The following is a 22,802-nucleotide window of genomic DNA, read 5'->3' on the forward strand; positions in this document are numbered from 1 at the left end:
GGGCCCCCGGCGTCAGCCCCGGATCTCGGGCGCGTACGTCCCGAAGCTCCAGATGTTGCCCTCGAGGTCCCGGGCCATGTAGTCCCGCGAGCCGTAGTCCTGGTCCGTCGGGGGCATCAGGATCTCCGCGCCGTGCTCCACGGCCCGCCGGTGGTGCGCGTCCACGTCGTCCACCACGACGTACACCCCCGTCGGGCCGGCGTTCTTCATGGCCTCGTCGAAGCGGCTGCCCGTGCCCTTGGAGCCGAGCATCACCGCGCCGTTGCCCTGGGCCAGCTCGGCGTGCGCGACCGAGCCGTCCTCGCCCTCGTACACGGCCAGTTCCGTGAAACCGAAGGCCTGCGTGAGCTGGCGGACCGCCGCCTTGGCGTCCGCGTACAGCAGCGTCGGATAGACGCTCGGGCGGCCGCCGTCCATGCCTGTCATGCCGATCACTCCCTTGTGAGCCGGTGACGGTGACCGGACGCCGGAAGGTCCCGGGATCCGGCCCGTCGCCCAGTCTCGCACCGGCCACTGACGGCGCCCCCGACCAGCGCATCCGAACAGGGGAGCGCCGAACAGAGGACCGGGGGGACCGGCTTCCGGGAAAAGTGGTTGCACGACCCCGTTAGACTGGCCCCATGGCCATTCTCCTCGCGCATTAGACGGCGGGAAACGTCCTCAGCCGCCCATCCCGTCAACCACCCGCCCTGGAGTCTGTCCGTGATCTCCGCCTCCGGCATCGAGCTGCGCGCCGGTGCCCGCGTCCTCATCGAAAGCGCCACCTTCCGCGTCGCCAAGGGCGACCGCATCGGCCTGGTCGGCCGCAACGGCGCCGGCAAGACCACCCTCACCAAGGTCCTCGCCGGCGAGGGCATCCCCGCAGGCGGCACCGTCACCCGCTCCGGCGAGGTCGGCTACCTCCCGCAGGACCCGCGCACCGGCGACCTCGACGTGCTGGCCCGCGACCGCATCCTCTCCGCCCGCGGCCTGGACACCCTGATCCGCAAGATGCGCGAGAACGAGCAGCGCATCGCGAACGGCCAGGGCGCCACCCGGGAGAAGGCACTCAAGCAGTACGAGCGCCAGGAGACGGAGTTCCTCACCAAGGGCGGATACGCCGCCGAGGCCGAGGCCGCCACCATCGCCGCCGCGCTCAACCTGCCCGACCGTGTGCTCGGCCAGCCCCTGCACACGCTCTCCGGCGGTCAGCGCCGCCGCGTCGAGCTGGCCCGGATCCTGTTCTCGGACGCGGACACGCTGCTGCTCGACGAGCCCACGAACCACCTCGACGCGGACTCGATCGTCTGGCTGCGGGACTACCTGAAGACCTACCGCGGCGGCTTCATCGTGATCTCCCACGATGTCGATCTGGTCGAGACGGTCGTCAACAAGGTGTTCTACCTGGACGCCAACCGCGCCCAGATCGACGTCTACAACATGGGCTGGAAGCTCTACCAGCAGCAGCGCGAGGCCGACGAGAAGCGCCGCAAGCGCGAGCGGCAGAACGCCGAGAAGAAGGCGTCCGCGCTGCATTCGCAGGCCGACAAGATGCGGGCGAAGGCCACCAAGACCGTCGCCGCGCAGAACATGGCGCGCCGCGCGGACAAGCTGCTGGCCGGCCTGGAGGCCGAGCGCAAGTCCGACAAGGTCGCCAAGCTGCGCTTCCCCGAGCCGTCGCCGTGCGGCAAGACCCCGCTCATGGCCGAGGGGCTGTCGAAGTCGTACGGATCGCTGGAGATCTTCACCGACGTCGACCTGGCCATCGACAAGGGTTCCCGCGTCGTCATCCTCGGCCTCAACGGCGCGGGCAAGACGACCCTGCTCCGCCTGCTGGGCGGGGCGGAGAAGCCCGACACCGGCAAGGTCATCGAGGGCCACGGCCTCAAGCTCGGCTACTACGCGCAGGAGCACGAGACCCTCGACCCGGAGCGCACGGTCCTGGAGAACATGCGCTCCGCCGCCCCCGACCTGGACCTGGTCGAGGTCCGCAAGACGCTCGGCTCGTTCCTGTTCTCCGGCGACGACGTCGACAAGCCGGCCGGTGTCCTCTCCGGCGGCGAGAAGACCCGTCTGGCGCTGGCCACCCTGGTGGTCTCCTCGGCCAACGTGCTGCTGCTCGACGAGCCCACCAACAACCTCGACCCGGCCAGCCGCGAGGAGATCCTCGGCGCGCTGCGCACCTACAAGGGCGCGGTCGTGCTCGTCACCCACGACGAGGGCGCGGTCGAGGCGCTCCAGCCGGAGCGGATCATCCTGCTTCCGGACGGCGTCGAGGACCTGTGGGGCTCCGACTACGCGGACCTCGTCGCCCTCGCTTGATCGAATGGATGATCCACTGGGTATGGATCATTCGGCCGATCCGTGATCCACCATCTGTGTGAGATCTCCTCATCATGAGGTGTGTCCTACATCGATTTCGCGGCCGGGGCCTCCACTCTGGAGGCCCCGGCCGTGTCGCCTTTCTGACCTGCGGTTTCGCCAGGAAATCCACTCGGCCGCGGGCGCGAGAATCTTTGGAACGGTCCATTCCGTATGTGGGGACGCGCTCCTGTCGTCACAACCTTGTCTCATCGACCTTGCCGAATGGGTGGCCATGAGGCCCAGGAGGGGTGATCATGAGGAGACCAGAGCGCACTTCCCATGAGGAGGCACGGGTGGCCGAGACTCTGAAGAAGGGCAGCCGGGTGACCGGCGCCGCGCGCGACAAGCTCGCGGCAGACCTGAAGAAGAAGTACGACGCCGGTGCGAGCATCCGGGCGTTGGCCGAGGAAACCGGCCGCTCGTATGGCTTCGTGCACCGCATGCTCAGTGAGTCGGGCGTCACGCTCCGAGGGCGTGGCGGGGCGACCCGGGGCAAGAAGGCCGCATCGGCCTGACGTCCCGGGCGACCCCTCGGCTCCGAAAGTGAAGGTGGTCACCCGGTCGGTCGTCGGACCGTCCGGGTGGTTACTGTGCAGTCACTTAGCCCTGTCGTGATACGGCGCGCAAGCCGGCGCACGGCGGGGACGACGACCGCACCTTCCGGAGGCGCCCCATGGCTTCGCCCGCCCACGAACCCGCTCCCGCACTCGACAAGGACGGCGTGCGGCTCACCGTCGACGACGCGATCGCCACGGTGACGCTGACCAATCCCGCCAAGCGCAACGCGCAGAGCCCCGCTCTGTGGCGGGCGCTCGCCGAGGCCGGTCGGCTGCTGCCGGGCTCCGTCCGGGTCGTCGTACTGCGGGCCGAGGGCAAGTCCTTCTCGGCCGGCCTCGACCGGCAGGCGTTCACGCCGGAGGGCTTCGACGGCGAACCGTCGTTCATCGACCTCGCCCGGGGCGGCGACGCCGAGCTGGACGCGACCATCGCCGAGTACCAGGACGCGTTCACCTGGTGGCGGCGCAGCGACATCCTGTCCGTGGCCGCCGTGCAGGGACACGCCATCGGGGCCGGTTTCCAGCTGGCCCTCGCCTGTGACCTGCGGGTCGTCGCGGACGACGTGCAGTTCGCCATGCGCGAGACCAGCCTCGGCCTCGTGCCGGACCTGACGGGCACGCATCCCCTGGTGTCCCTGGTCGGGTATGCCCGCGCGCTGGAGATCTGCGTGACCGGTCGCTTCGTCACGGCCGAGGAGGCCGCGAGCACCGGCCTGGCCAACCTCGCCGTGCCCGCCGACCAGCTCGACGGCGCCGTGCGCGACCTGGTGGCCGCGATCCTTTCCGCGCCGCGCGACGCGGTCGTCGAGACCAAGGCGCTGCTTCAGGGCGCCCAGAGCCGGGACTACGAGGCACAGCGCGCCGCGGAGCGCGCCGCCCAGGGCCGCCGGCTGCGAGACCTGGCCGGCCTCGGGGACTGAGCCTCCGGCGATCGGACCGAGTGGGCGGGGCGTCCGCAGCACGCCCCGCCGTACCCGGCTCCGCCCGCCCGGCTCGTTCCGCTGCGGGTGTTCAGCCGATCGCCGTCACCAGTACGGCCACCGTGGGGTGGTCCGGCAGGGCCTCGGTCACCGCTGCTCTGACCCGGCGGGCCACCTCCGCGGCCGGCCGGTCAGCGTCGACCGCCAGCTCCACCCGGACGTGGCGGCGCGGCAGGGCCGCCTCCCGTCCGGCGTCCGGCGCCGTGATGTGCACCGGACGGCCCAGTGTGCCGGTCAGACCTCGCACGCCGGGGACCGCGAGCGCGGCGCCCGCCGCCCGGCCCTCGTCCGTGTCGTCCGCTTCCGCCCGGGCCGCCGGTCCGCCCACGGGCCCGGAGGCCGGCTCCCGTTCGGGACCCGGTGCCGGCTCCGGTGCTCCATCGAGCAGCTCCGTCGCCCGCAGATCCACCTCTGTCACCATCAGCCCGATCCGGCGCGTCGCCGCCTCGGCCAGCGTCGCGCGCAGCCGGGTCGCCGCGGCCGGCAGGGGCTCGGCCGCCGACGCCGCGAAGTCGGCCGTCATCCGCAGCGGACCGGGCGGCAGCGCGCTCGGCGGTGCCGGCACGACCGGTTCCCGCGTCTCCTCCGGGTCGGCGAGGGCGATGCGCAGGTGTCCCGTGCGCACCCCCGGTACAGCTCGCGCCGCGTCCAGCAATACCTCCAGTGCCGCGCGTTCGGCGACCCATGCGCCGTCGCGCGGCCCGCCCAGGGGCAGCAGCCTGCCGAGTCCCAGCTGCTCCCGTACCGTCCGCGTCCACCGATCAGGCGTTGTCATTCCTTCAGCGTGCCGCATCCCCGGCGCGCAATCGCGTCACCGTGCTTACCGTGGTGAAAGAACATCGACCGAAGGATGTGCCGACATGAGCGACTTGACGGATAAGGACACGCCGGAGACCGGGAGGGCGCAGGCGATCCGGCGTGGAGGCGGTGATCCTGGCAGCCGCGGCCGGACCACCATCGCCGACGGCGTCGTGGAGAAGATCACCGGAATGGCGGCACGCGATGTCGCGGGTGTGCACGCCATGGGCAGCGGGATGTCGCGCACCTTCGGCGCCGTGCGGGACCGGGTGCCCGGCGGCACCAAGTCGGTGTCGCGCGGCGTGAAGGCCGAGGTCGGCGAGAAACAGACGGCGCTCGATCTGGAACTCGTCGTCGAGTACGGCGTGTCGATCAGCGATGTGGCCCGGGACGTACGGGAGAACGTGGTGGCGGCGGTGGAGCGGATGACCGGCCTCGAGGTCGTCGAGGTCAACATCGCGGTGAGCGACGTGAAGCTGCCGGACGAGGAGGACGAGGAGCCGGACGAGCCGCGGATCAGGTGAACGGGACACGGACTGAGGGGAGCACACCATGAGCATGGCGGTGGTCGGCATGATCGCCGGGATGGCGCTGGGATTCGCCGGATACTTCGGCGGATTCGGAGCCTTCCTGCTGGTGGCGGCCCTGGGGGCCGTCGGATTCGTCGTAGGCGGGCTGCTGGAGGGGGACTTGGAGCTCGGCCACCTGTTCCGTGCCCGTGACGATCGGCGGCGGTGACCGGCGTGAGTGAGGGTGCCGGTGAGACCGGTGAGGTTCTGACGGCGGTTCCGGCGGGCGAGCGCGGGGCCACGCGGATCGCCGACCGGGTTGTCGCCAAGATCGCCGCCCAGGCGGCACGCGAGGCGGTCGGTGTGCTCCATCCGGACGCCGAACGACCGCACGCCACCGTCGTCGTCCACCACGACATCGCCCGTGTACGCGTCCACGTGGAACTCGACTACCCCTGCGACATCGGCGCCCGCTGCGGGCAGGTGCGCCATCAAGTCGTCCAGCGGGTACGCGGATTGGCGGGTATGGCGGTTCCGGAGGTCGGCGTCCAGGTGGAGCGGCTGCACCTGGCGGCGGAGTACGGCGCGGGACAGGGGAGGACGCGATGAGCGAACCCCAGGGCACCGAGGGCAGCACGCAGCACCTGCCCGTCATGGAGAAGACGGACGACACCGGCCCCCCGCCGCAGTCGCTGGCCGAGGGCGAGCGCGGACCGCGCGGCCGCTTCTGGTCGGCGCGCCGCGTCCCCGCGGGCATCGTCGCCCTGCTCCTCCTGATCGCCGTGGGTGCCTTCCTCTACGACGTCGTCGCCGTCCGAGCCGGCCGCTCCGCCCTCGGCTGGCGCCGGGATCTGGCCCAGCAGCTCGCCGAACGGCCCCTCGACGACACGTGGGTGCGGGTCGGCGCCGGCGTCGCCGCCGCCCTCGGGCTCTGGCTGCTCGTGCTGGCGGTAACGCCCGGCCTGCGCAGGATGCTGCCGATGCGGCGGACCCGTCCGGACGTACGCGCGGGACTGCACCGGGACGCCGCCTCCGCGGTGCTGCGCGACCGGGCCATGGAGGTGCCCGGCGTGCACTCGGCGCGCGTGAAGGTGCGTCGCAGGAAGGCCCGGGTGCGCGCGCTCGCGCACTTCAGGGAACTGGACGAGGTACGAGCCGACCTGGACGGTGCCCTCGACGACACGGTGCGCGGGCTGGGGCTCGCCCGGCCGCCCGCCGTGTCGGTCCGCGTGGCGCGACCGGGACGGAAGGGATGAGGACCGTGCTCAGGACCGTCGACCGTGTGCTGCTGGGACTCGTGGGCCTGGTGCTGATCGCCGTGGGCGGTGCCGTGCTCGCGGTGTCGTTCGACGTGTCGCCCCCCTCCTGGTGGGTGCACCAGGGGCCGCACGACGTGCTGCTCACTCAGGCCGAGCGGACCCGCTGGCGGGACTCCGGCTGGTGGTGGCCGGTGGTCATCGCCGCGCTCGCCGTCCTGCTGCTGCTCGCCCTGTGGTGGCTCGTCGCGGTGCTGCGCCGCCGCCGGCTCTCCGAGATCCTCGTCGACACGGGCGACGGCGAGGGCGCGGTGCTGCGCGGCCGGGCGCTGGAGGGCGTCCTCGCCCAGGAGACGGACCGGGTGGACGGGGTCGAGCGGTCCAAGGTCCGGCTCACCGGACGGCGCGACACCCCGCGGGCCCGCCTCCGGCTGCTGCTGGCCCCGCACGTGGACCCCGGCACCGCGCTGGACGACCTCACCACGCGCGCCCTCACCCACGCCCGCGACTCGGCAGGCCTCGCGGCCCTCCCGGCGGAGGTACGCCTGCACGGCGTCAAACACCACGCCGAACGAGTCAGCTGACCCCGCGACGGGGGCAGGCACCGGGCTCCCCTGCCGGACGCCCGTCCGGTGACGCCTGGCACGCGGCGGAGGTACGCCTGCACGGCGTCAAACACCACGCCGAACGAGTCAGCTGACCCCTGCGCCGGGGGCAGGCACCGGGCTCCCCTGCCGGACCTCCGCCCCTCCGGTGACGCCTGGCAAGCACCGCGGAGGGTTCCCGCCCGTCCGGCGACGACTGCACCTCCAGAGGGGAGCGGTGCCGCCGGGCCTCCGCCTGTCCGATGGACGCTGCTTGTGACGACCCAGGCGTGGGACAGCGGCGCCGGACCGGTCACGGGCACCGGACGCAGCCGGGCGTCCCCGTCGGTGGGGCACCGTGAACCGCCGGGCCCGTCCTGCGGGTGGAGGACGGGGGAGGGCGACGGCCGGGCCTAGAAGCCGTGCCGGCTGCCGCCGTCGATCGGCAGCATCACGCCCGTCACGTACGACGCCGCGGGCGACAGCAGGAACGCCGCCGCGCGGCCGAACTCCTCCGGCGCGCCGTAGCGGCGCAGCGGGATACGGGACTCGCTCGCCGCCCTGGTCGCCTCCGGGTCTGCGGACAGGCCGTCCAGCTCGCGCACCCGGTCGGTGTCGATGCGGCCCGGCAGCAGGCCGACGACGCGGATGCCGCGCGGGCCCAGCTCGTCGGCGAGGGACTTGGCGAAACCCGCCAGCCCCGGCCGCAGGCCGTTGGAGATGGTCAGGCCCGGGATCGGCTCGTGCACGGAACCCGACAGGACGAAGCCGATGACCCCGCCGTCGTCCAGCTCGGCGGCCGCCGTGCGGGCCAGCCGCACCGCGCCGAGGAACACCGACTCGAACGCGGCCTGCCACTGCTCGTCGGTGTTGTCCGCGACGAAGCCGGGCGGCGGCCCGCCCACACTGATCAGGACGCCGTCGAAGCGCCCGAAACGCTCACGGGCGGTCGCGACCAGCCGCGCGGCGACCCCGGGGTCGGCGTTGTCGGCGGCCACGCCCACCGCGCCCGCGCCCAGCGCGTCCGCGGCGTCCGCGACGCTCTTCTCGTCCCGCCCCGTGACGACCACCTTCGCGCCGTCGGCGACCAGCTCGCGCGCGGCGGCGTTGCCCAGGCCACGGGTGGCTCCGGTGACGACGTACACCCGGTCCTTCAGTCCAAGATCCATGGCCCTATCCTGCCTCCTCGTCGCCGAACAGGGCGAGGGCCGTGTTCACCAGACCGATGTGGCTGAACGCCTGCGGGAAGTTCCCGAGCTGGTGGCCCGCCACCGGGTCGTACTCCTCGGCCAGCAGCCCCACGTCGTTGGCGAGCCCCACCAGCCGTTCGAACAGCTCCCGCGCCTCCGCGGTCCTGCCGGTCGCGTGCAGCGCGTCCGCGTACCAGAACGAGCACACCAGGAACGTGCCCTCGCCGCCCGGCAGCCCGTCCACGGGCGGGCCCTCGGTGCTGTAGCGGCGCACCAGGCCGTCCCGGGTCAGCTCCTTGCCGATCGCGTCGACCGTGCCGACGACGCGCGGATCGTCCGCGGGCAGGAAGCCCACCCGCGGGATCAGGAGCAGCGCGGCGTCCAGCTCCGCCGAGCCGTAGGACTGGGTGAACGTATTGCGATCCGGGTCGTAGCCCTTCTCGCACACCTCCCGGTGCACCTCCTCGCGCAGCGCGCGCCAGCCGTCCAGGTCGCCGCCCAGCTCGGGGTGGTCCTCCAGGGTGCGCACCGCCCGGTCGGCGGCCACCCAGGTCATCACCTTCGAGTGCACGAACTGCCGGCGCCCGCCGCGCACCTCCCACAACCCCTCGTCCGGCTGCCGCCAGGCCGTGGTCAGGAAGTCCATCAGCGCGCACTGGAGCTCCCACATCTGCGGCTGCGGGTGCATGCCCGCCAGCCGGGCCAGCGACAGGGAGTCCATGACCTCGCCGTACACGTCCAGCTGAAGCTGGTTCACCGCGTCGTTGCCGATCCGCACGGGTGTCGACTCGGCGAAGCCGGACAGCCACGGCAGTTCGAACTCGGGCAGCCGCCGCTCGCCCGCCAGGCCGTACATGATCTGCAGGTCCGCCGGGTTGCCGGCGACCGCGCGCAACAGCCAGTCGCGCCAGGCCTCGGCCTCCTCCAGATACCCCGCCGACAGCAGGGCGCCCAGGGTGAGCGTGGAGTCGCGCAGCCAGCAGAAGCGGTAGTCCCAGTTGCGGACGCCGCCCGGTTCCTCGGGCAGCGAGGTGGTGGCCGCGGCCACGATGCCGCCGGTCGGCCGGTAGGTGAGTGCCTTCAGCGTGATCAGGGAGCGGACCACCGCGTCCCGGTGCGGACCGTCGTAGCGGCAGTGGGCGGCCCAGGCGCGCCAGTCCTCGACGCTGTGCTCCAGCGACTCGTACGGGTCTATCAGCGGCGGGCGCGGCTCGTGCGAGGGATGCCAGGTGAGGACGAACGCGACCTTCTCGCCCTCGGCGACCGTGAACTCCGCGTGGGTCCCGAAGTCCTGTCCCCAGCTGCGCACCTCCGGTTCGCTGCGCAGCCACGCGGAGTCGGGTCCCGCGACGGCCACCCGGTGACCGTCGGACCGGCGCACCCACGGCACGATCGAGCCGTAGTCGAAACGCAGCCGCAGCTCGCTGTGCACGGTGACCTCGCCGCGCAGGCCCTCCACGATGCGCACCAGGTCGGGCGCGCGGTCGCGCTGGGGCATGAAGTCGGTGACCCGGACGGCTCCGTCGTCCGTCTCCCACTCGGTGTCCAGCACGAGGGTGTCGGGGCGGTAGGCACGCCGGGTGCAGTGCTCGGCACCCACGGGGGCGATGCGCCAGTGGCCGTTGTCCTCGTCGCCGAGCAGCTTGGCGAAGCAGGCGGCGGAGTCGAAGCGGGGCAGGCACAGCCAGTCCACGGAGCCGTCCGTGCCGACCAGGGCCGCGGTCTGCTGGTCGCCGATGAGCGCGTAGTCCTCGATGTGGGGGTGCACGGGGTTCCGTCTTCCCGGCCGGTGACGGAGCAATCGGGTCCGGACCGGCTGCCGCGCGCCCGCGGGCGCGCCGCTACACGGGGGCGGGTTCCGCCTCCGCGGTCTCCACGTCCTCGGCGCTCTCCCGGTCGCGCTTCTCGCGACGGACCAGGATCCACCAGCCGACCGGGACGGCCGCGGAGAACAGCCACCACTGGATCGCGTACGCGAAGTTCAGCGCGGCGTCCTCGTTGCCCGGCCTGCCGATCGCCTCGGGGGTGCCGCCCTTCGGCTCGGGGTCCGTCAGGACGACGTACCCGCCGAGCACCCGGGCGTCCAGGCGGGCGGCCTCCTGTTCGCTGTTGATGAGCATGATCTGCCGGTCCGGCAGGCCCTCGAGGTCCTTGATGCCGCTCGCGGCGGTCGTCTCGTCGGGCATCATCCGCCCGGTGACGGTGATCTCTCCCCGCGGCGGGGCGGGAACCTCGGGGAACTCGGTCTGGCTGGGGCCGTCCGCGGGGATCCAGCCCCGGTTGACGAGCAGGACCTTGCCGTCGTCGAGGACGAACGGGGTCAGCACGTGGTAGCCGATCTTGTCCTGGGCGTTGGTGCGCCGGCGGACGACGACCTCGTGGTCCGTGTCGAAGCGGCCCTTCGCGGTCACGGTGCGGTACCGCTCGTGCGTGGTGATCCTCTTGCCGGGAGCGGTCAGCGACTCCACGGGCACCGGCTTCGCACCGAGGGCCTCGGCGACCAGGTCGTTCCGGGCGGTGCGCTCCTCGTAGCGGTGCATCTGCCAGAAGCCCAGCCGGATCATCGTCGGGATGAGCAGCAGGGCCACCAGCGTGAGGATCACCCACTGGCGGGACAACAGGAAGCGGTACACCCCACGACGGTACAACTCGGTCGTGGGGTGCGATGCGGCGGGTACGGGCTTGTGGCCGCGGTCCGGCCTCAGACCTTGTCGACGATGCCCGCCCTCCCCTCGGCGCGGGCGCAGTGGGCGCCGCAGTACCAGTGGCCCTCGACCTCGACGCCCTGGCCGATGATCTGCACCCGGCAGTGCTCGCAGATGGGGGCCATCCGGTGGATCGCGCAGGAGAAGCAGTCGAAGACGTGCACCGCCCCCTGCGCGTGGACCTCGAAGGTCATTCCGTAGTTGTTGCCGCAGACTTCGCATGTCGCCATGCGCCACAGGGTGAGCCGTCACCGCGGCACGGGCGAGCGGGTGCCGGGCGAGTCGCCCGGCAATCACCCGTCCGTACGGCTCGCGCGCGGCTCAGCCGTCCGCCGGCTCCACGTCCCCCAGCAGCTGCCCGAAGGCCGCCTCGTCCACCACCGGCGTGCCGTACTGCCGGGCCTTGACCACCTTCGAGGTGCCCGAGTCGGGGTCGTTGGTGACCAGCAGGCTGGTCAGCCGGGACAGGCTGCCGGCGACGTGCAGCCCGGCCTCGGTCGCGCGGTCCTCCAGCAGGTCCCGCTCGATCGAGGTGTCACCCGAGAAGGCGACCCGCATGCCCTGCTTGAGCCGTTTGCCCTCTTCGTACCGGCCAGGGTTGGGATAGGGGCATGCGGGCCTTTTGCGGGAGGGGCGCCAACTGCTCTGCCGGGACCCGCCGTAGCCCGCCTGCTGTCCGATCCGGGGCGCGGGCCGGTCCGCCCACTCCGTCAGCGGCCGGCACTCGTGCAGCGGCAGCCGCAGACCGCCCGCCGCCGCGGCGCGCAGGCTCGGCCGGAACGCCTCGGCCAGCACGCGCGCGTCGTCCAGCGCGTGGTGCGCCCGCTGCTGCACGACGCCGAAGTGCGCGGCCAGCGACTCCAGCTTGTGATTGGGCAGCGGCAGCCCCAGCTCCTTGGAGAGCGCGATGGTGCACAGCCGTTGACGCACCGGGGCCGCACCCTGCGCGCGCGCGTACTCCCGGGCGATCATCTGCCAGTCGAAGACGGCGTTGTGCGCGACGAGCACCCGGCCGTCGAGCCGGGCCGCGAACTCCGGGGCGATGTCCCGGAACAGGGGCGCGCCCTCGAGGGCCTCGCTCGTCAGTCCGTGTATCCACACCGGGCCCGGGTCCCGCTCCGGATTGACCAGCGTGTACCAGTGGTCCTCGACCTCTCCGCGCGCGTCCAGCCGGTAGACGGCCGCCGAGATGATGCGGTCGTCGCGGGCCAGGCCGGTGGTCTCCACGTCAACGACCGCGTACCCCTGCGGATACGCGGCCGGCCACGCGGTGGCGGACGACGCTGCGGTCGTGCGGTCTTCGAGCATGGTCCATGAGGATACGGGCCGCGACCGACAGTCCCTCCGCGCAGGTGCCCCGTCGGGCCCCGTGCGCCGCTGCCGCGTCAAGTCCGTGCGGCCGGGCGAGGGTTGCCGCCACCGCGACCGCCCCGACGGCCGCGGGGCGTCGGCCGGGCGCCTCCGACACCTCGGACGGCGGCCCCCGTGTGTGACGGAACCCACGCCCGCCGAGGGCCCCTCCGGCCCGGTCTCACCAGCGGATCGGCACCGGAAGCGCCGTCAGCAGCCCGGACACCGCGACCACCAGGCCCAGGGCGAGGACCTCTCCGCGCGCGGGCGTGCCGGCCGTCAGCGGGTCGGCGGCGCGGCTCAGCCGGATCCGGGCCCACAGGGCGAGGACGGCGACGGCCGCCACCAGGATCACCTTGGCGAGCAACACCCTCCCGTACGCGGTGTCCGTCAGCTGGTCCAGGATCGTGCCCGCCGGCATCCGGCGCAGCGAACTGCACACCCCCGTCGCCGTGATGGCGGCGAGGAGAACGGCCGCCACGCGCGCGTAGAGACCCAGCAGGGCCGCGCCCGCCGCGGCGCCCCGCCACCGGCGCAGGACGCGCAGCGCGTACAGCAGACCGCCCACCCACAGCGACGCGCACGTCAGGTGCACCAGGGTCAGGCCGGAGCCGATCAGCGGGCTGTACTCGGTGGTGGGATGGGCGCGCAGGGCCTCCGCGACGACCACGGCGGCCAGCGGCCACACCTGCGTGCCCGGCCGGCGCGAGACGGCGCACAGGCCCGCCACGAGGAACGCGTTGACCTCGAGGAGCGCGAGCTTGCCGTCACGGGACTCGTAGAGGCCGCCGACGTCGATCTCGGCGATGCCGCCCGGCACCAGGTTGCCGGTGGCCACGACCGAAGCGAGCCCCAGCGCGGCGACGAACGCGGCGGCGTTGGCGTGCGGGGACCAGCTGCGGGGCCGGTCCGGGGGAGCGCCGGGCAGGTACCGGGTCAGCCGGTTCACGAACAGCTCGCCGACCGGGATGCTCAGCGCCGCGAACAGCACCGTGCGCAGCAGGGCGATGCCGCCGGTGCCGGGCGCTTCGGCCTCTCCGGTGCCGTGCAGGGCGGGGGACGGGCCGAGCACGGGTATCAGCGCGGCCAGCGCCACCAGCACGAGAACGGCCGCGGCCCGGCCGGTACCGGAGGGCCGCGCGTGCCGTCCGGAGTCGGTGGGCCGGGACGGGGGTCTTGTCGAGGTCACCTCGAGATCTTCACCAACTCGCCCAGAACCGGGCAAGTTCAGGAGAAGGAACCGGGGGACGTCACAGCCACGCCGCCGCGTCCGTGCCCCAGGGCCCCGGCGGGCGGGCCCAGTCGGCCGGGCCGCCGGCGTAGGAGACCGGCGGCAGGGCGTACCGCAGCCGCCCGAGCGGGCTGTCCCGTCCGGCGAGCCAGGGCTCCGGCCCCGGGTACGCCCCGGCGTGCTCGCGCCGCGCCCTTCCCGTGTCGTCCGTCCGGACACCGTCCAGGAGCCAGGCGGCGGTCCGCGCCAGGGACAGCCGGACGAGCCGGCTGCCGCCCTCCCGTGACCGGTCGGTCAGGGACCGCAGCACGGCGGCCGCCAGCAGATGGCCGGTGCCGTGGTCGAGGGCCTGGGCGGGCAGGGCCCCGGGCCGTTCCGCGGACCCCTCGACGGTGGCGATGCCGGTGGCCGCCTGCACCAGGCTGTCGAAGCCGCGCCGCCCGGCCCACGGCCCGTCCGCGCCCCAGGCCGACAGCTGGGCCACGACCAGCCCCGGCCGGCGTTCGGCCAGGGCCTGGGGGGAGAGTCCGAACCGGTCCAGGGCACCCGGCCGGTACCCGGTGACGACGACGTCGGCGCCGGCCAGCAGCTCCTCGAACGCCGCCCCGTCGGACGTCAGGTCCAGGGTCGCCGACCGCTTCCCGAAGCCCGTGTCGGCATGCTGGTCCTGCAGTTCCGGCAGTCCGGGCGGGTCCACGCGCAGGACGTCCGCGCCGAGCAGCGCGAGCGTGCGGGTGGCGACCGGCCCCGCGATGACCCGGGTCAGGTCCAGGACGCGCAGCCCGGCGGCGGGCGAGGCGGCGCCCGCCGGGGCGGGCGTGAACACGCGCCCGGGTGCCGAGTCCAGGCGCTCGCGTGCGACCAGGGGATGGCGGGCGACCGCCGCGCCCTGCTCGTGCGCCGCCCACTGGGCCGGCGTGCGCAGCGCGACCGCCAGGCCGCCGGCGGCGTACACCGCCTCCTCGACCTCGGTGGCGGACCGTTCGCCGAGCGCCGCAGCGACGAGCGCCGGGTCGGCCGGCAGGTCCAGGGCGGCGAGCAGGCGCCTTCGGTGATGGGGATAGTTCGCGTGCGTCCGCAGCCACCCGTCGGCGGTGCGCCAGAACCGGGACAGCGGTGCGAACGACACCGGCTCCCGTCCGGCGACCCGCAGATGGCGCTCACTGGTGAACGCGGTGGCGACGGCTCCGTCGTCCACGCGCACGCCGGGCACGCGCGCGAGCCCGTCCCGCCGCGCCGCCAGCTCGGCGGCGGCCAGCGCGCACACGCCGACGCAGACGCGTGCGGACTCCCGTACGGGAAGGCGCCCCGCCAGGGCACCCTCCCGCACGGTGGTCGTCACGCGCCGGAGAAGGGCGGGATCACCGCCCAGGGCGGACCAGGCGAACTCGATGTCGGTCATGACTGCACCATGCAGTATTGACTCGATCAACATGTACGCCGGTACGGCATCCCGGCTAGCGGGTCACCGCGTCCAGCGCGTCGGTCATGCCCCAGCCGTAGAAGCCGTTGCGGTTCTTCGACCCCTCGCACACCGCGTCCACCTTGCCGTCGCCGTCGATGTCGTACGGCTTGGTGCACGGCGTGGCGTCGGCCTCCGCGTACAGCAGCGCCTTGACCATGGCCGGCGAGGCGTGCGGGTGCGTCGACTTGATCAGCGCGGCGACACCGGCGACGTGCGGCGAGGCCATCGACGTACCCGCCATGTAGCCCCACTTGCCGCCGGGCAGCGTGCCCAGGATCAGGCCGCTGGTCGCCGGCGGGGCCGGGGTCTGGTAGGCGGTCGAGTCGCCGCCGGGCGCGGCGATGTCGATGACGCCCAGACCGTAGTTGGAGAAGGACGACTTCAGGCCCTTCGCGCCGGTCGCCGCGACCGTGACGACACCCGGCAGCTGGGTCGGGATGTCGTAGCACTCCGACGGGTCGATCACCCGGTCACCGGGCGTCGTGTCGTTGGGGGAGGACGGGTCGAGGATCTCGTCGGACGCGAGGTCGTAGTTCTCGTTGCCGGCCGCGGCGACGTTGACCGCGCCCTTCTTCTCCGCGTACCGCGAGGCCCGCGAGACGGCCTCGACGAGCGCCTTCTGGTCCGGGTCGTTCTTGCAGTTGAAGTACCACGGATCGGTGTAATAGCTGTTGTTGGTCACGTCGACCCCGTGCTCGGCCGCCCACATGAAGCCGCAGACCACGGCCTCGGTGTAGAAGAAGCCGTCCGGGTTGGACACCTTGATGCCCGCGACCTTCACGCCCGGCGCCACGCCGGTCATGCCGACGCCGTTCTTGGCCGCGGCTATCTCCCCGGCCACGTGCGTGCCGTGCGGGCTCTCCGCCGCGCTCGGCCGCCAGGCGCCGTCGGTGGTGTCCGGCTTGCCCGCCACGCAGTTGACCGACGCCTGCCGGTCGAAGTTCGGCGCGATGTCCGGGTGCGTGTCGTCGACGCCGGTGTCGATGACCGCCACGGTCACCTTGCTGCTGCCCAGCGACTTCTCGTGCGCCTTGTCCGCCTTGATGGCCGGCAGGTCCCACTGACGGGGCTCCAGCGGGTCCTGGCCCTCGGCGGCCTGAGCGGAGGCGGCGGCGGCCTCCTGCGCGGTGAGCACCTTCGGCGTGCCGACGTCGGTCGTCGCCGCCGAGGGCAGCGGCGCGGTGCGGGTGGCACCGGCCGACTGCACACCGCGCACCGTGCGCACGGTCTTCGCGAAGTCCGGGTCGGCCGAGTGGACGACGACCACGCCGATCCGGTCGTACGACGTCACGATCGTGCCGCCGGCCTTCGCGATCGCCCGCTTCACCTGCGCCGAAGGACCGTGCCCGGGCTGGACGTTGACCACGTAGCTGAGCGACGCGCCGTCGGCGGCGGCGGCCGGGGCGGCCTCGGCCGCGGAGGCCTGGATGTTGGGCAGGAAGGCGAGGGCCGCGGCCAGGGCCATGCCGGCCGGGATCGCGACGGCGCGGCGGTGACGGGAGTGGGGCGCTGTCATGTGCGAGGTCTCCAGTTCATGAGAAAGACGGAGGGACGAGCGGAGCGGGACGACTTCACCGCGCGCAGCGCGTCCCCGACCTCGCGGGCCTCGGCGGGAAGCCGGGCGACGCGGTCAGCGACAGCACGACCGGTACGGCGGGAGAGAGCCGCCGTCTGGAACGCAGATGAATCATGGGGTCTCCACATCATCCGGAAAACGAGACCGGCCCGAGACACAGGTGGTGCTCGGGCAGGTACATGACGCAGTGGTGCAGGGCGAAGCTATCTCCCGAAGTCGCTGGCCAGCAATGACTTCCCCCAAGTGACTTGGGAAAGTGCCACGGGTGTTGAACCGGGCCCCGCAAGGCGCCGTGTCGTTGGACAGGGAGCCCGAGCACGATCGGGTTCCCGCGAGAACACCGAGGTACAAGCCGTCATGTCCGTCGTACGAGGAGACTCCGTGGCCACCGACGCACCGCCCCCCTCGAAAGCAGAGGAACACCGACTCCCCTCCGCCGAGGAGTTCTCCGAGGTGCAGCAGAGTGCGGAGTTCGCCGAACTGCGCCGCACCTTCCGCTCCTTCGCCTTCCCGCTGACGATCGCCTTCGTCGCCTGGTACCTGCTCTACGTGCTGCTGTCGAACTACGCCGGCGGCTTCATGGGCACCAAGCTGTTCGGCAACATCAACGTCGCGTTCGTCTTCGGCCTCGCCCAGTTCGTCACCACGTTCCTCATCGCCTGGTGGTACTCGCGGCACGCCGCCGCGAAGCTCGACCCCAAGGCCGAGGCCATCAAGTCCCGGATGGAGGGCGGCGCATGAGCCCCGCACAGACCGTCTTCGCCGCCGAGCTCGCCGCCAACGAGGCCAGCGAGCACCGGCCGCTGATCATCACGCTCTTCTCCGTCTTCGTCGTCGCGACGCTCTTCATCACCGTCTGGGCCGGCCGCCAGACCAAGGACGCCGCGGACTTCTACGCGGGCGGCCGCCAGTTCAGCGCCTTCCAGAACGGCCTCGCCGTCTCCGGCGACTACATGTCGGCCGCGTCCTTCCTCGGCATCGCCGGCGCCATCGCCCTCTTCGGCTACGACGGCTTCCTGTACTCCATCGGCTTCCTGGTCGCCTGGCTGGTCGCCCTGCTGCTGGTCGCCGAGCCGCTCAGGAACTCCGGCCGCTACACGATGGGCGACGTCCTCGCGTACCGCATGCGCCAGCGCCCCGTGCGCACCGCCGCGGGCACCTCCACGATCGTCGTGTCGATCTTCTACCTGCTGGCCCAGATGGCCGGCGCGGGCGTCCTCGTCTCCCTGCTGCTCGGCATCACCTCCGACGCGGGCAAGGTCCTCATCGTCGCCCTCGTCGGCGTCCTGATGATCGTGTACGTCACCATCGGCGGCATGAAGGGCACCACCTGGGTCCAGATGGTCAAGGCCGTGCTGCTGATCGGCGGCACCATCCTGATCACCTTCCTGGTGCTGCTGAAGTTCGACTTCAACATCTCCGACCTGCTCGGCAAGGCCGCCGAGAACAGCGGCGCCGGCTCCGCCTTCCTGGAGCCCGGCCTCCAGTACGGCGCGACCGGCACCTCCAAGCTGGACTTCATCTCCCTCGGCATCGCCCTGGTGCTCGGCACGGCCGGCCTGCCGCACATCCTGATCCGCTTCTACACGGTGCCCAACGCCAAGGCCGCCCGTAAGTCCGTGAACTGGGCGATCGGCATCATCGGCGCCTTCTACCTGATGACCATCGCCCTCGGCTTCGGCGCCGCCGCGCTCATCGGGAAGGACGAGATCATCGCGTCCAACCCGTCCGGCAACACGGCCGCGCCCCTGCTCGCCCTCCACCTCGGCGGCGTCGACTCGGCCTGGGGCGCGATCCTGCTGGCCACGATCTCGGCGGTGGCCTTCGCGACCATCCTCGCCGTGGTCGCCGGCCTCACCCTCGCCTCGTCGTCCTCCTTCGCGCACGACATCTACGCCAACGTCATCCGCCGGGGACAGGCGACCGAGAAGGAGGAGATGCGGGCGGCCCGCTGGGCGACCGTCTTCATCGGCATCGTCTCCATCGCGCTCGGCGCCCTCGCCCGCGACCTGAACGTGGCCGGCCTGGTCGCCCTGGCCTTCGCGGTCGCGGCCTCCGCCAACCTGCCGACCATCCTCTACAGCCTGTTCTGGAAGCGGTTCACCACCCAGGGCGCCCTGTGGTCGATCTACGGCGGCCTGATCGTCGCCGTCGGCCTGGTGCTGTTCTCGCCGGTGGTCTCCGGCGACCCCAAGGCGATGTTCCCGGACGTCGACTTCGCCTGGTTCCCGCTGAAGAACCCGGGCATCATCTCCATCCCGTTCGGCTTCCTCATGGGCTGGCTCGGCACGGTCCTGTCCAAGGAGGAGCCCGACAAGGCCAAGTACGCGGAGCTCGAGGTCCGGTCGCTGACCGGCACGGGCGCCCACTGATCCCCTCCCGCCGCGGCCCCGTCGTAGATCCCTACGACGGGGCCGCGCCGTACGTCGTAGGGATCGGGCCGCTGTCGTTGTCGGCGCGGTCACGTAGGCTCGCAGGTGTCGGAGGAGAGAAGCGCTCCACCGATCCGCGTCGAGGAGGGGGCCCACGTGCTCATCGACACCTACGGCCGAGTGGCCACCGACCTGAGGGTCTCGCTGACCGACCGCTGCAACCTGCGCTGCACGTACTGCATGCCGGAAGAGGGCCTGCAGTGGCTGGCCAAGCCCGACCTGCTCACGGACGACGAGATCGTCCGCCTGATCGACATCGCGGTCACCTCCCTCGGCATCGAGGAGGTGCGTTTCACCGGCGGGGAGCCGCTGCTGCGCCCCGGCCTGGTCGGCATCGTCGAGCGGGTCGCCGCCCTGGAGCCGCGCCCCCAGATGTCCCTCACCACCAACGGCATCGGCCTCAGGCGCACGGCGACGGCCCTGAAGGCCGCGGGCCTGGACCGGGTCAACGTCTCCCTGGACACCCTGCGCCCGGACGTCTTCAAGACGCTCACCCGCCGGGACCGCCACAAGGACGTCCTGGAGGGCCTCGAGGCCGCCCGCGATGCGGGCCTGACCCCGGTGAAGGTGAACTCGGTCCTGATGCCGGGCCTCAACGACGACGAGGCACCCGACCTGCTGGCCTGGGCCGTCGAGCACGATTACGAGCTGCGCTTCATCGAGCAGATGCCCCTGGACGCCCAGCACGGCTGGAAGCGCGAGGGCATGGTCACCGCCGGTGACATCCTCACCTCCCTGCGCACCCGCTTCGAGCTGACCGCCGAGGGCTCCGAGGCGCGCGGCTCGGCCCCCGCCGAACGCTGGCTGGTGGACGGCGGCCCGCACCGCGTCGGCGTCATCGCCTCCGTCACCCGACCGTTCTGCTCGGCCTGCGACCGCACCCGCCTGACCGCCGACGGCCAGGTGCGCACCTGTCTGTTCGCCACCGAGGAGACCGACCTGCGCGCAGCCCTGCGCTCCGGTGCCCCGGACGAGGAGATCGCCCGCATCTGGCGGCTCGCCATGTGGGGCAAGAAGGCGGGCGCGGGCCTCGACGACCCGACGTTCGTCCAGCCCGACCGGCCGATGTCGGCGATCGGCGGCTAGCGCTCGGCCGCCTGCCAGTCCTCGAACCTGGCGACGTCCTTCAGGAAGCCCCGCACCCCGAGGAACTGGGAGAGGTGCTCCCGGTGCTCCTCGCAGGCGAGCCACGTCTTGCGGCGCTCCGGCGTGTGCACCTTCGGGTTGTTCCACGCCAGCACCCACACGGCGGCACTGCGGCAGCCCTTGGCGGAGCAGATCGGGGTCGGTTCGTCACTCACAGGTTCGTCTCACAACTCACGGAAAAAGGCGACGCCGAGCAGCCACGGGGGGAGCTGCCCGGCGTCGGTCCGTCGCTCCGACGGGGGATGCGGAGCGCGTACGAAGTATGTCACGGGTCACCCGCCACCCGGCACCGGAACAACATGATTGATCTGAGCTTTTCTTGAGCCTGGCGCGGAATCGACGCCCGCCCCGACCGGTTCCCGGGCGCCCGATCGCCGCCTCCTCGGCGGTCACGACGTGCCGTGCGGCCCACCGGCGGAGCCCGGCGCCGGACCCGGCGCCGCGTCTTCCGGGACGGATTCCGCCCGGCCGTCGTCCGCCCGCGGGGCCGTGATCATCGGCGGTGCGGGCACCGTCACGAACGTCGACGGCAACGACGGCGCGTTCTCCCGTCCCGCGTTCGCGATCACGACCGCGATGTAGGGCAGCACGGCGCCGAGCACCAGCGCCACGATCGCGACGTGCCGTTCCACGTTCCACAGGCATGCCGCGAGGATGACCGAAACCGTACGGACCGACATCGAGATGACGTAGCGGCGCTGCCGCCCGCGCACATCCTCCTGGAGGCCCGTACGGGCCCCGGTGATCCGAAAGACCTCTGTGTTCTGCCCGCCGCCCAGCTTCCGCATCACGTTCCACCAACCGCCCGCATCGGTCTTTCCCCGCCCCGCTTCCGTCCGCGGCCGCTCGGGGACCCCGGTCCCGGACGACTCCACGTTACGCCGCGTCCGCGCCTCCCACGAGACCGGGTCGCCCCCGGTTCGCGCGCCCGGCGTGCGCCGCGCCGCGTAGGCGGATGCCCCGTTCGGCCGTACCCGGCATGCGCCGTTCGCGGTACGGCCGAAGACTGGCGGCAATGCTCACCTGGAGCCGTATGAGGGAGGCAGCCATGGGCTGGTTGTGGGCGATCATCGTCGGATTCGTGCTCGGTCTGATCGCCAAGGCGATCATTCCGGGGAAGCAGCACAGCCCCCTGTGGCTGACCACCATCTTCGGCATGCTCGGTGCCATCGCCGGCAACGCGATCGCCCGCGCGGTCGGGGTCGAGGCGACCTCCGGCATCGACTGGTGGCGCCACCTCTTCCAGCTGGTGGCCGCGATCATCATCGTCGCCCTCGGCGACGCCGCCTACATGGCGGTGCGGGGCAACAGGCGGCGGGAACGCGCCTGACGCGTACGGCGAAGGGGCGGCCCACGGTCGCCGCAAGGCACCGCGAACCGCCCCTCGTACGCGCGCTCAGGCGCCGGTGACCTCCACCGCGGCCAGGTTCTTCTTGCCGCGGCGCAGCACCAGCCAGCGCCCGTGCAGCAGGTCCTCCGCGGCGGGGACGGCGTCCTCACCGGCGACCTTGACGTTGTTCACGTAGGCGCCGCCCTCCTTGACCGTGCGGCGCGCGGCGGACTTGCTGGCCACCAGGCCGACCTCGGCGAACAGGTCCACGACCGGGCCCAGCTCGGCGACCTTCACGTGCGGCAGCTCGGAGAGGGCCGCGGTCAGCGTCCGGTCGTCCAGCTCGGACAGGTCGCCCTGGCCGAAGAGGGCCTTGGACGCGGCGATCACCGCGGCCGTCTGGTCGGCACCGTGCACCAGCGTCGTCAGCTCCTCCGCCAGCGCGCGCTGCGCGGCCCGGGCCTGCGGACGCTCCTCGGTCTGCTTCTCCAGCTCTTCCAGCTCCTCACGGGACCTGAAGGACAGGATCCGCATGTAGCCCGAGATGTCCCGGTCGTCGGCGTTCAGCCAGAACTGGTAGAACGCGTACGGCGTCGTCATCTCCGGGTCGAGCCAGACGGCGCCACCTTCGGTCTTGCCGAACTTGGTGCCGTCCGCCTTGGTCATCAGCGGGGTCGCCAGCGCGTGCACCTGGGCCTGCGGTTCCAGCCGGTGGATCAGGTCCAGGCCCGCCGTGAGATTGCCCCACTGGTCGCTGCCGCCCTGCTGGAGCGTGCAGCCGTGGCGCCGGTACAGCTCCAGGAAGTCCATGCCCTGCAGCAGCTGGTAGCTGAACTCCGTGTAGCTGATGCCCTCGGCCGACTCCAGCCGCCGCGCGACCGAGTCCTTCGTCAGCATCTTGTTGACGCGGAAGTGCTTGCCGATGTCACGCAGGAACTCGATGGCCGACATGCCGGCCGTCCAGTCCAGGTTGTTCACCATCACCGCGGCGTTGTCGCCCTCGAAGGACAGGAACGGCTCGATCTGCCCGCGCAGCCGGGTCACCCAGTTCGCGACCGTCTCCGGGTCGTTCAGGGTGCGCTCCGCCGTGGGGCGGGGGTCGCCGATCTGGCCCGTGGCGCCGCCGACCAGGGCCAGCGGGCGCAGGCCCGCCCGCTGGAGCCGGCGCATGGTGAGCACCTGCACCAGGTGGCCGACGTGCAGGCTGGCCGCGGTCGGGTCGAAGCCGCAATAGAACGTGACGGGACCGTCCGCGAGCGCCTTGCGCAAAGCGTCCTCGTCAGTGGACAGGGCGATCACGCCACGCCACTTCAGCTCGTCGACGATGTCCGTCACGGTTCTCTTGTCTCC

25 protein-coding genes are annotated in these 22,802 nt (G+C 72.3%); 12 read left to right on the forward strand and 13 right to left on the reverse strand.

The features are described from left to right. Positions 1-12: 12 nt before the first annotated feature. The gene (locus tag IEZ05_RS03630; protein ID WP_189228571.1) at positions 13-417 is read right to left on the reverse strand and encodes a VOC family protein; all 405 of its coding nucleotides are present in this window, start codon (positions 415-417) and stop codon (positions 13-15) included. A 285-nt stretch (positions 418-702) separates the two neighbouring features. Here IEZ05_RS03630 and IEZ05_RS03635 point away from each other — a divergent pair, with 285 nt between their 5' ends. From IEZ05_RS03635 to IEZ05_RS03645, 3 genes are all read left to right on the forward strand, one after another. Then, positions 703-2,301 carry an ABC-F family ATP-binding cassette domain-containing protein gene (locus IEZ05_RS03635; protein WP_189228484.1) on the forward strand — a complete coding sequence of 533 codons (1,599 nt, stop codon included), beginning with the start codon at positions 703-705 and terminating at the stop codon, positions 2,299-2,301. A gap of 335 nt (positions 2,302-2,636) precedes the next feature. Continuing rightward, positions 2,637-2,858, forward strand: a complete 222-nt coding sequence (locus IEZ05_RS03640) for a helix-turn-helix domain-containing protein (RefSeq protein WP_018567695.1) — start codon at positions 2,637-2,639, stop codon at positions 2,856-2,858. Between the two features lie 158 nt (positions 2,859-3,016). Continuing rightward, entirely contained in the window at positions 3,017-3,820 is an 804-nt protein-coding gene (locus tag IEZ05_RS03645) for an enoyl-CoA hydratase/isomerase family protein (RefSeq protein ID WP_189228485.1), read from the forward strand. A gap of 91 nt (positions 3,821-3,911) precedes the next feature. Here the strand turns inward: IEZ05_RS03645 and IEZ05_RS03650 are convergent, their stop codons facing one another. Continuing rightward, a complete protein-coding gene (locus IEZ05_RS03650) occupies positions 3,912-4,655 on the reverse strand; it encodes a nucleopolyhedrovirus P10 family protein (RefSeq protein WP_189228486.1) in 744 nt (247 codons plus the stop codon). Positions 4,656-4,740: 85 nt separating this feature from the next. Here IEZ05_RS03650 and IEZ05_RS03655 point away from each other — a divergent pair, with 85 nt between their 5' ends. Genes IEZ05_RS03655 through amaP form a run of 5 tightly spaced genes read left to right on the forward strand, consistent with a single transcriptional unit; the run spans position 4,741 to position 7,027 of the window. After that, on the forward strand, positions 4,741-5,202 hold the full coding sequence (locus IEZ05_RS03655) for an Asp23/Gls24 family envelope stress response protein (RefSeq protein ID WP_189228487.1): 462 nt from the start codon (positions 4,741-4,743) through the stop codon (positions 5,200-5,202). Positions 5,203-5,230: 28 nt separating this feature from the next. Next, on the forward strand, positions 5,231-5,416 hold the full coding sequence (locus IEZ05_RS03660; protein ID WP_189228488.1) for a hypothetical protein: 186 nt from the start codon (positions 5,231-5,233) through the stop codon (positions 5,414-5,416). After that, positions 5,413-5,796, forward strand: coding sequence for an Asp23/Gls24 family envelope stress response protein (locus IEZ05_RS03665; protein ID WP_189228489.1), 384 nt, complete (start codon positions 5,413-5,415; stop codon positions 5,794-5,796). The genes IEZ05_RS03660 and IEZ05_RS03665 overlap by 4 nt, the downstream gene beginning before the upstream one ends. Further along, positions 5,793-6,443, forward strand: coding sequence for a DUF6286 domain-containing protein (locus IEZ05_RS03670; RefSeq protein ID WP_189228490.1), 651 nt, complete (start codon positions 5,793-5,795; stop codon positions 6,441-6,443). Before IEZ05_RS03665 ends, IEZ05_RS03670 begins: the two co-directional genes overlap by 4 nt. Continuing rightward, a complete protein-coding gene (gene amaP, locus IEZ05_RS03675) occupies positions 6,440-7,027 on the forward strand; it encodes an alkaline shock response membrane anchor protein AmaP (protein ID WP_189228491.1) in 588 nt (195 codons plus the stop codon). The genes IEZ05_RS03670 and amaP overlap by 4 nt, the downstream gene beginning before the upstream one ends. 413 nt (positions 7,028-7,440) lie before the next feature. Here amaP and IEZ05_RS03680 read toward each other — a convergent pair whose 3' ends face one another. The 8 genes from IEZ05_RS03680 to IEZ05_RS03715 all read right to left on the reverse strand — a co-directional run bounded on the left by IEZ05_RS03680 (position 7,441) and on the right by IEZ05_RS03715 (position 16,484). Beyond that, a complete protein-coding gene (locus tag IEZ05_RS03680; RefSeq protein ID WP_189228492.1) occupies positions 7,441-8,196 on the reverse strand; it encodes an SDR family oxidoreductase in 756 nt (251 codons plus the stop codon). A 4-nt stretch (positions 8,197-8,200) separates the two neighbouring features. Further along, the gene (locus IEZ05_RS03685) at positions 8,201-9,985 is read right to left on the reverse strand and encodes a glycoside hydrolase family 15 protein (protein ID WP_189228493.1); all 1,785 of its coding nucleotides are present in this window, start codon (positions 9,983-9,985) and stop codon (positions 8,201-8,203) included. Positions 9,986-10,058: 73 nt separating this feature from the next. After that, positions 10,059-10,850, reverse strand: a complete 792-nt coding sequence (locus IEZ05_RS03690; RefSeq protein WP_189228494.1) for an SURF1 family cytochrome oxidase biogenesis protein — start codon at positions 10,848-10,850, stop codon at positions 10,059-10,061. Between the two features lie 68 nt (positions 10,851-10,918). Further along, entirely contained in the window at positions 10,919-11,152 is a 234-nt protein-coding gene (locus IEZ05_RS03695; RefSeq protein ID WP_071528763.1) for a hypothetical protein, read from the reverse strand. Positions 11,153-11,243: 91 nt separating this feature from the next. Next, positions 11,244-12,230 (reverse strand): DEDDh family exonuclease, encoded by a 987-nt coding sequence (locus tag IEZ05_RS03700; RefSeq protein WP_189228495.1) that lies wholly within the window; start codon positions 12,228-12,230, stop codon positions 11,244-11,246. A gap of 223 nt (positions 12,231-12,453) precedes the next feature. Next, positions 12,454-13,461 (reverse strand): CopD family protein, encoded by a 1,008-nt coding sequence (locus IEZ05_RS03705; RefSeq protein WP_189228496.1) that lies wholly within the window; start codon positions 13,459-13,461, stop codon positions 12,454-12,456. A gap of 61 nt (positions 13,462-13,522) precedes the next feature. Next, complete coding sequence (locus IEZ05_RS03710; protein WP_189228497.1) at positions 13,523-14,905, reverse strand: CoA transferase; 1,383 nt, start codon at positions 14,903-14,905, stop codon at positions 13,523-13,525. A gap of 55 nt (positions 14,906-14,960) precedes the next feature. Beyond that, positions 14,961-16,484 carry a S8 family peptidase gene (locus tag IEZ05_RS03715; RefSeq protein ID WP_189228498.1) on the reverse strand — a complete coding sequence of 508 codons (1,524 nt, stop codon included), beginning with the start codon at positions 16,482-16,484 and terminating at the stop codon, positions 14,961-14,963. 441 nt (positions 16,485-16,925) lie between these two features. Here IEZ05_RS03715 and IEZ05_RS03720 point away from each other — a divergent pair, with 441 nt between their 5' ends. The 3 genes from IEZ05_RS03720 (at position 16,926) to moaA (ending at position 20,062) form a co-directional block, all read left to right on the forward strand. Next, the gene (locus IEZ05_RS03720) at positions 16,926-17,285 is read left to right on the forward strand and encodes a DUF485 domain-containing protein (protein WP_189228499.1); all 360 of its coding nucleotides are present in this window, start codon (positions 16,926-16,928) and stop codon (positions 17,283-17,285) included. Beyond that, positions 17,282-18,916, forward strand: coding sequence for a solute symporter family protein (locus IEZ05_RS03725; protein WP_189228500.1), 1,635 nt, complete (start codon positions 17,282-17,284; stop codon positions 18,914-18,916). The genes IEZ05_RS03720 and IEZ05_RS03725 overlap by 4 nt, the downstream gene beginning before the upstream one ends. Before the next feature lie 156 nt (positions 18,917-19,072). Continuing rightward, complete coding sequence (gene moaA / locus IEZ05_RS03730) at positions 19,073-20,062, forward strand: GTP 3',8-cyclase MoaA (RefSeq protein ID WP_225637213.1); 990 nt, start codon at positions 19,073-19,075, stop codon at positions 20,060-20,062. On the opposite strand, the gene IEZ05_RS03735 is transcribed toward moaA, so the two are convergent. Together IEZ05_RS03735 and IEZ05_RS03740 are read right to left on the reverse strand one after the other, a co-directional pair. Further along, positions 20,059-20,277 carry a hypothetical protein gene (locus tag IEZ05_RS03735; protein ID WP_189228501.1) on the reverse strand — a complete coding sequence of 73 codons (219 nt, stop codon included), beginning with the start codon at positions 20,275-20,277 and terminating at the stop codon, positions 20,059-20,061. The two genes, moaA and IEZ05_RS03735, sit on opposite strands and share 4 nt — an antisense overlap. Positions 20,278-20,511: 234 nt before the next feature. Beyond that, entirely contained in the window at positions 20,512-20,910 is a 399-nt protein-coding gene (locus IEZ05_RS03740) for a DUF3099 domain-containing protein (protein ID WP_189228502.1), read from the reverse strand. A gap of 260 nt (positions 20,911-21,170) precedes the next feature. On the opposite strand from IEZ05_RS03740, the gene IEZ05_RS03745 reads away from it, so the two are divergent. Further along, on the forward strand, positions 21,171-21,452 hold the full coding sequence (locus IEZ05_RS03745) for a GlsB/YeaQ/YmgE family stress response membrane protein (RefSeq protein ID WP_189228573.1): 282 nt from the start codon (positions 21,171-21,173) through the stop codon (positions 21,450-21,452). Between the two features lie 66 nt (positions 21,453-21,518). Here IEZ05_RS03745 and tyrS read toward each other — a convergent pair whose 3' ends face one another. Then, positions 21,519-22,787 (reverse strand): tyrosine--tRNA ligase, encoded by a 1,269-nt coding sequence (tyrS, locus tag IEZ05_RS03750; RefSeq protein ID WP_189228503.1) that lies wholly within the window; start codon positions 22,785-22,787, stop codon positions 21,519-21,521. Between the last annotated feature and the right edge of the window lie 15 nt (positions 22,788-22,802).

Source organism: Streptomyces flaveolus, assembly GCF_014648815.1.
Taxonomy (GTDB): domain Bacteria; phylum Actinomycetota; class Actinomycetes; order Streptomycetales; family Streptomycetaceae; genus Streptomyces; species Streptomyces flaveolus.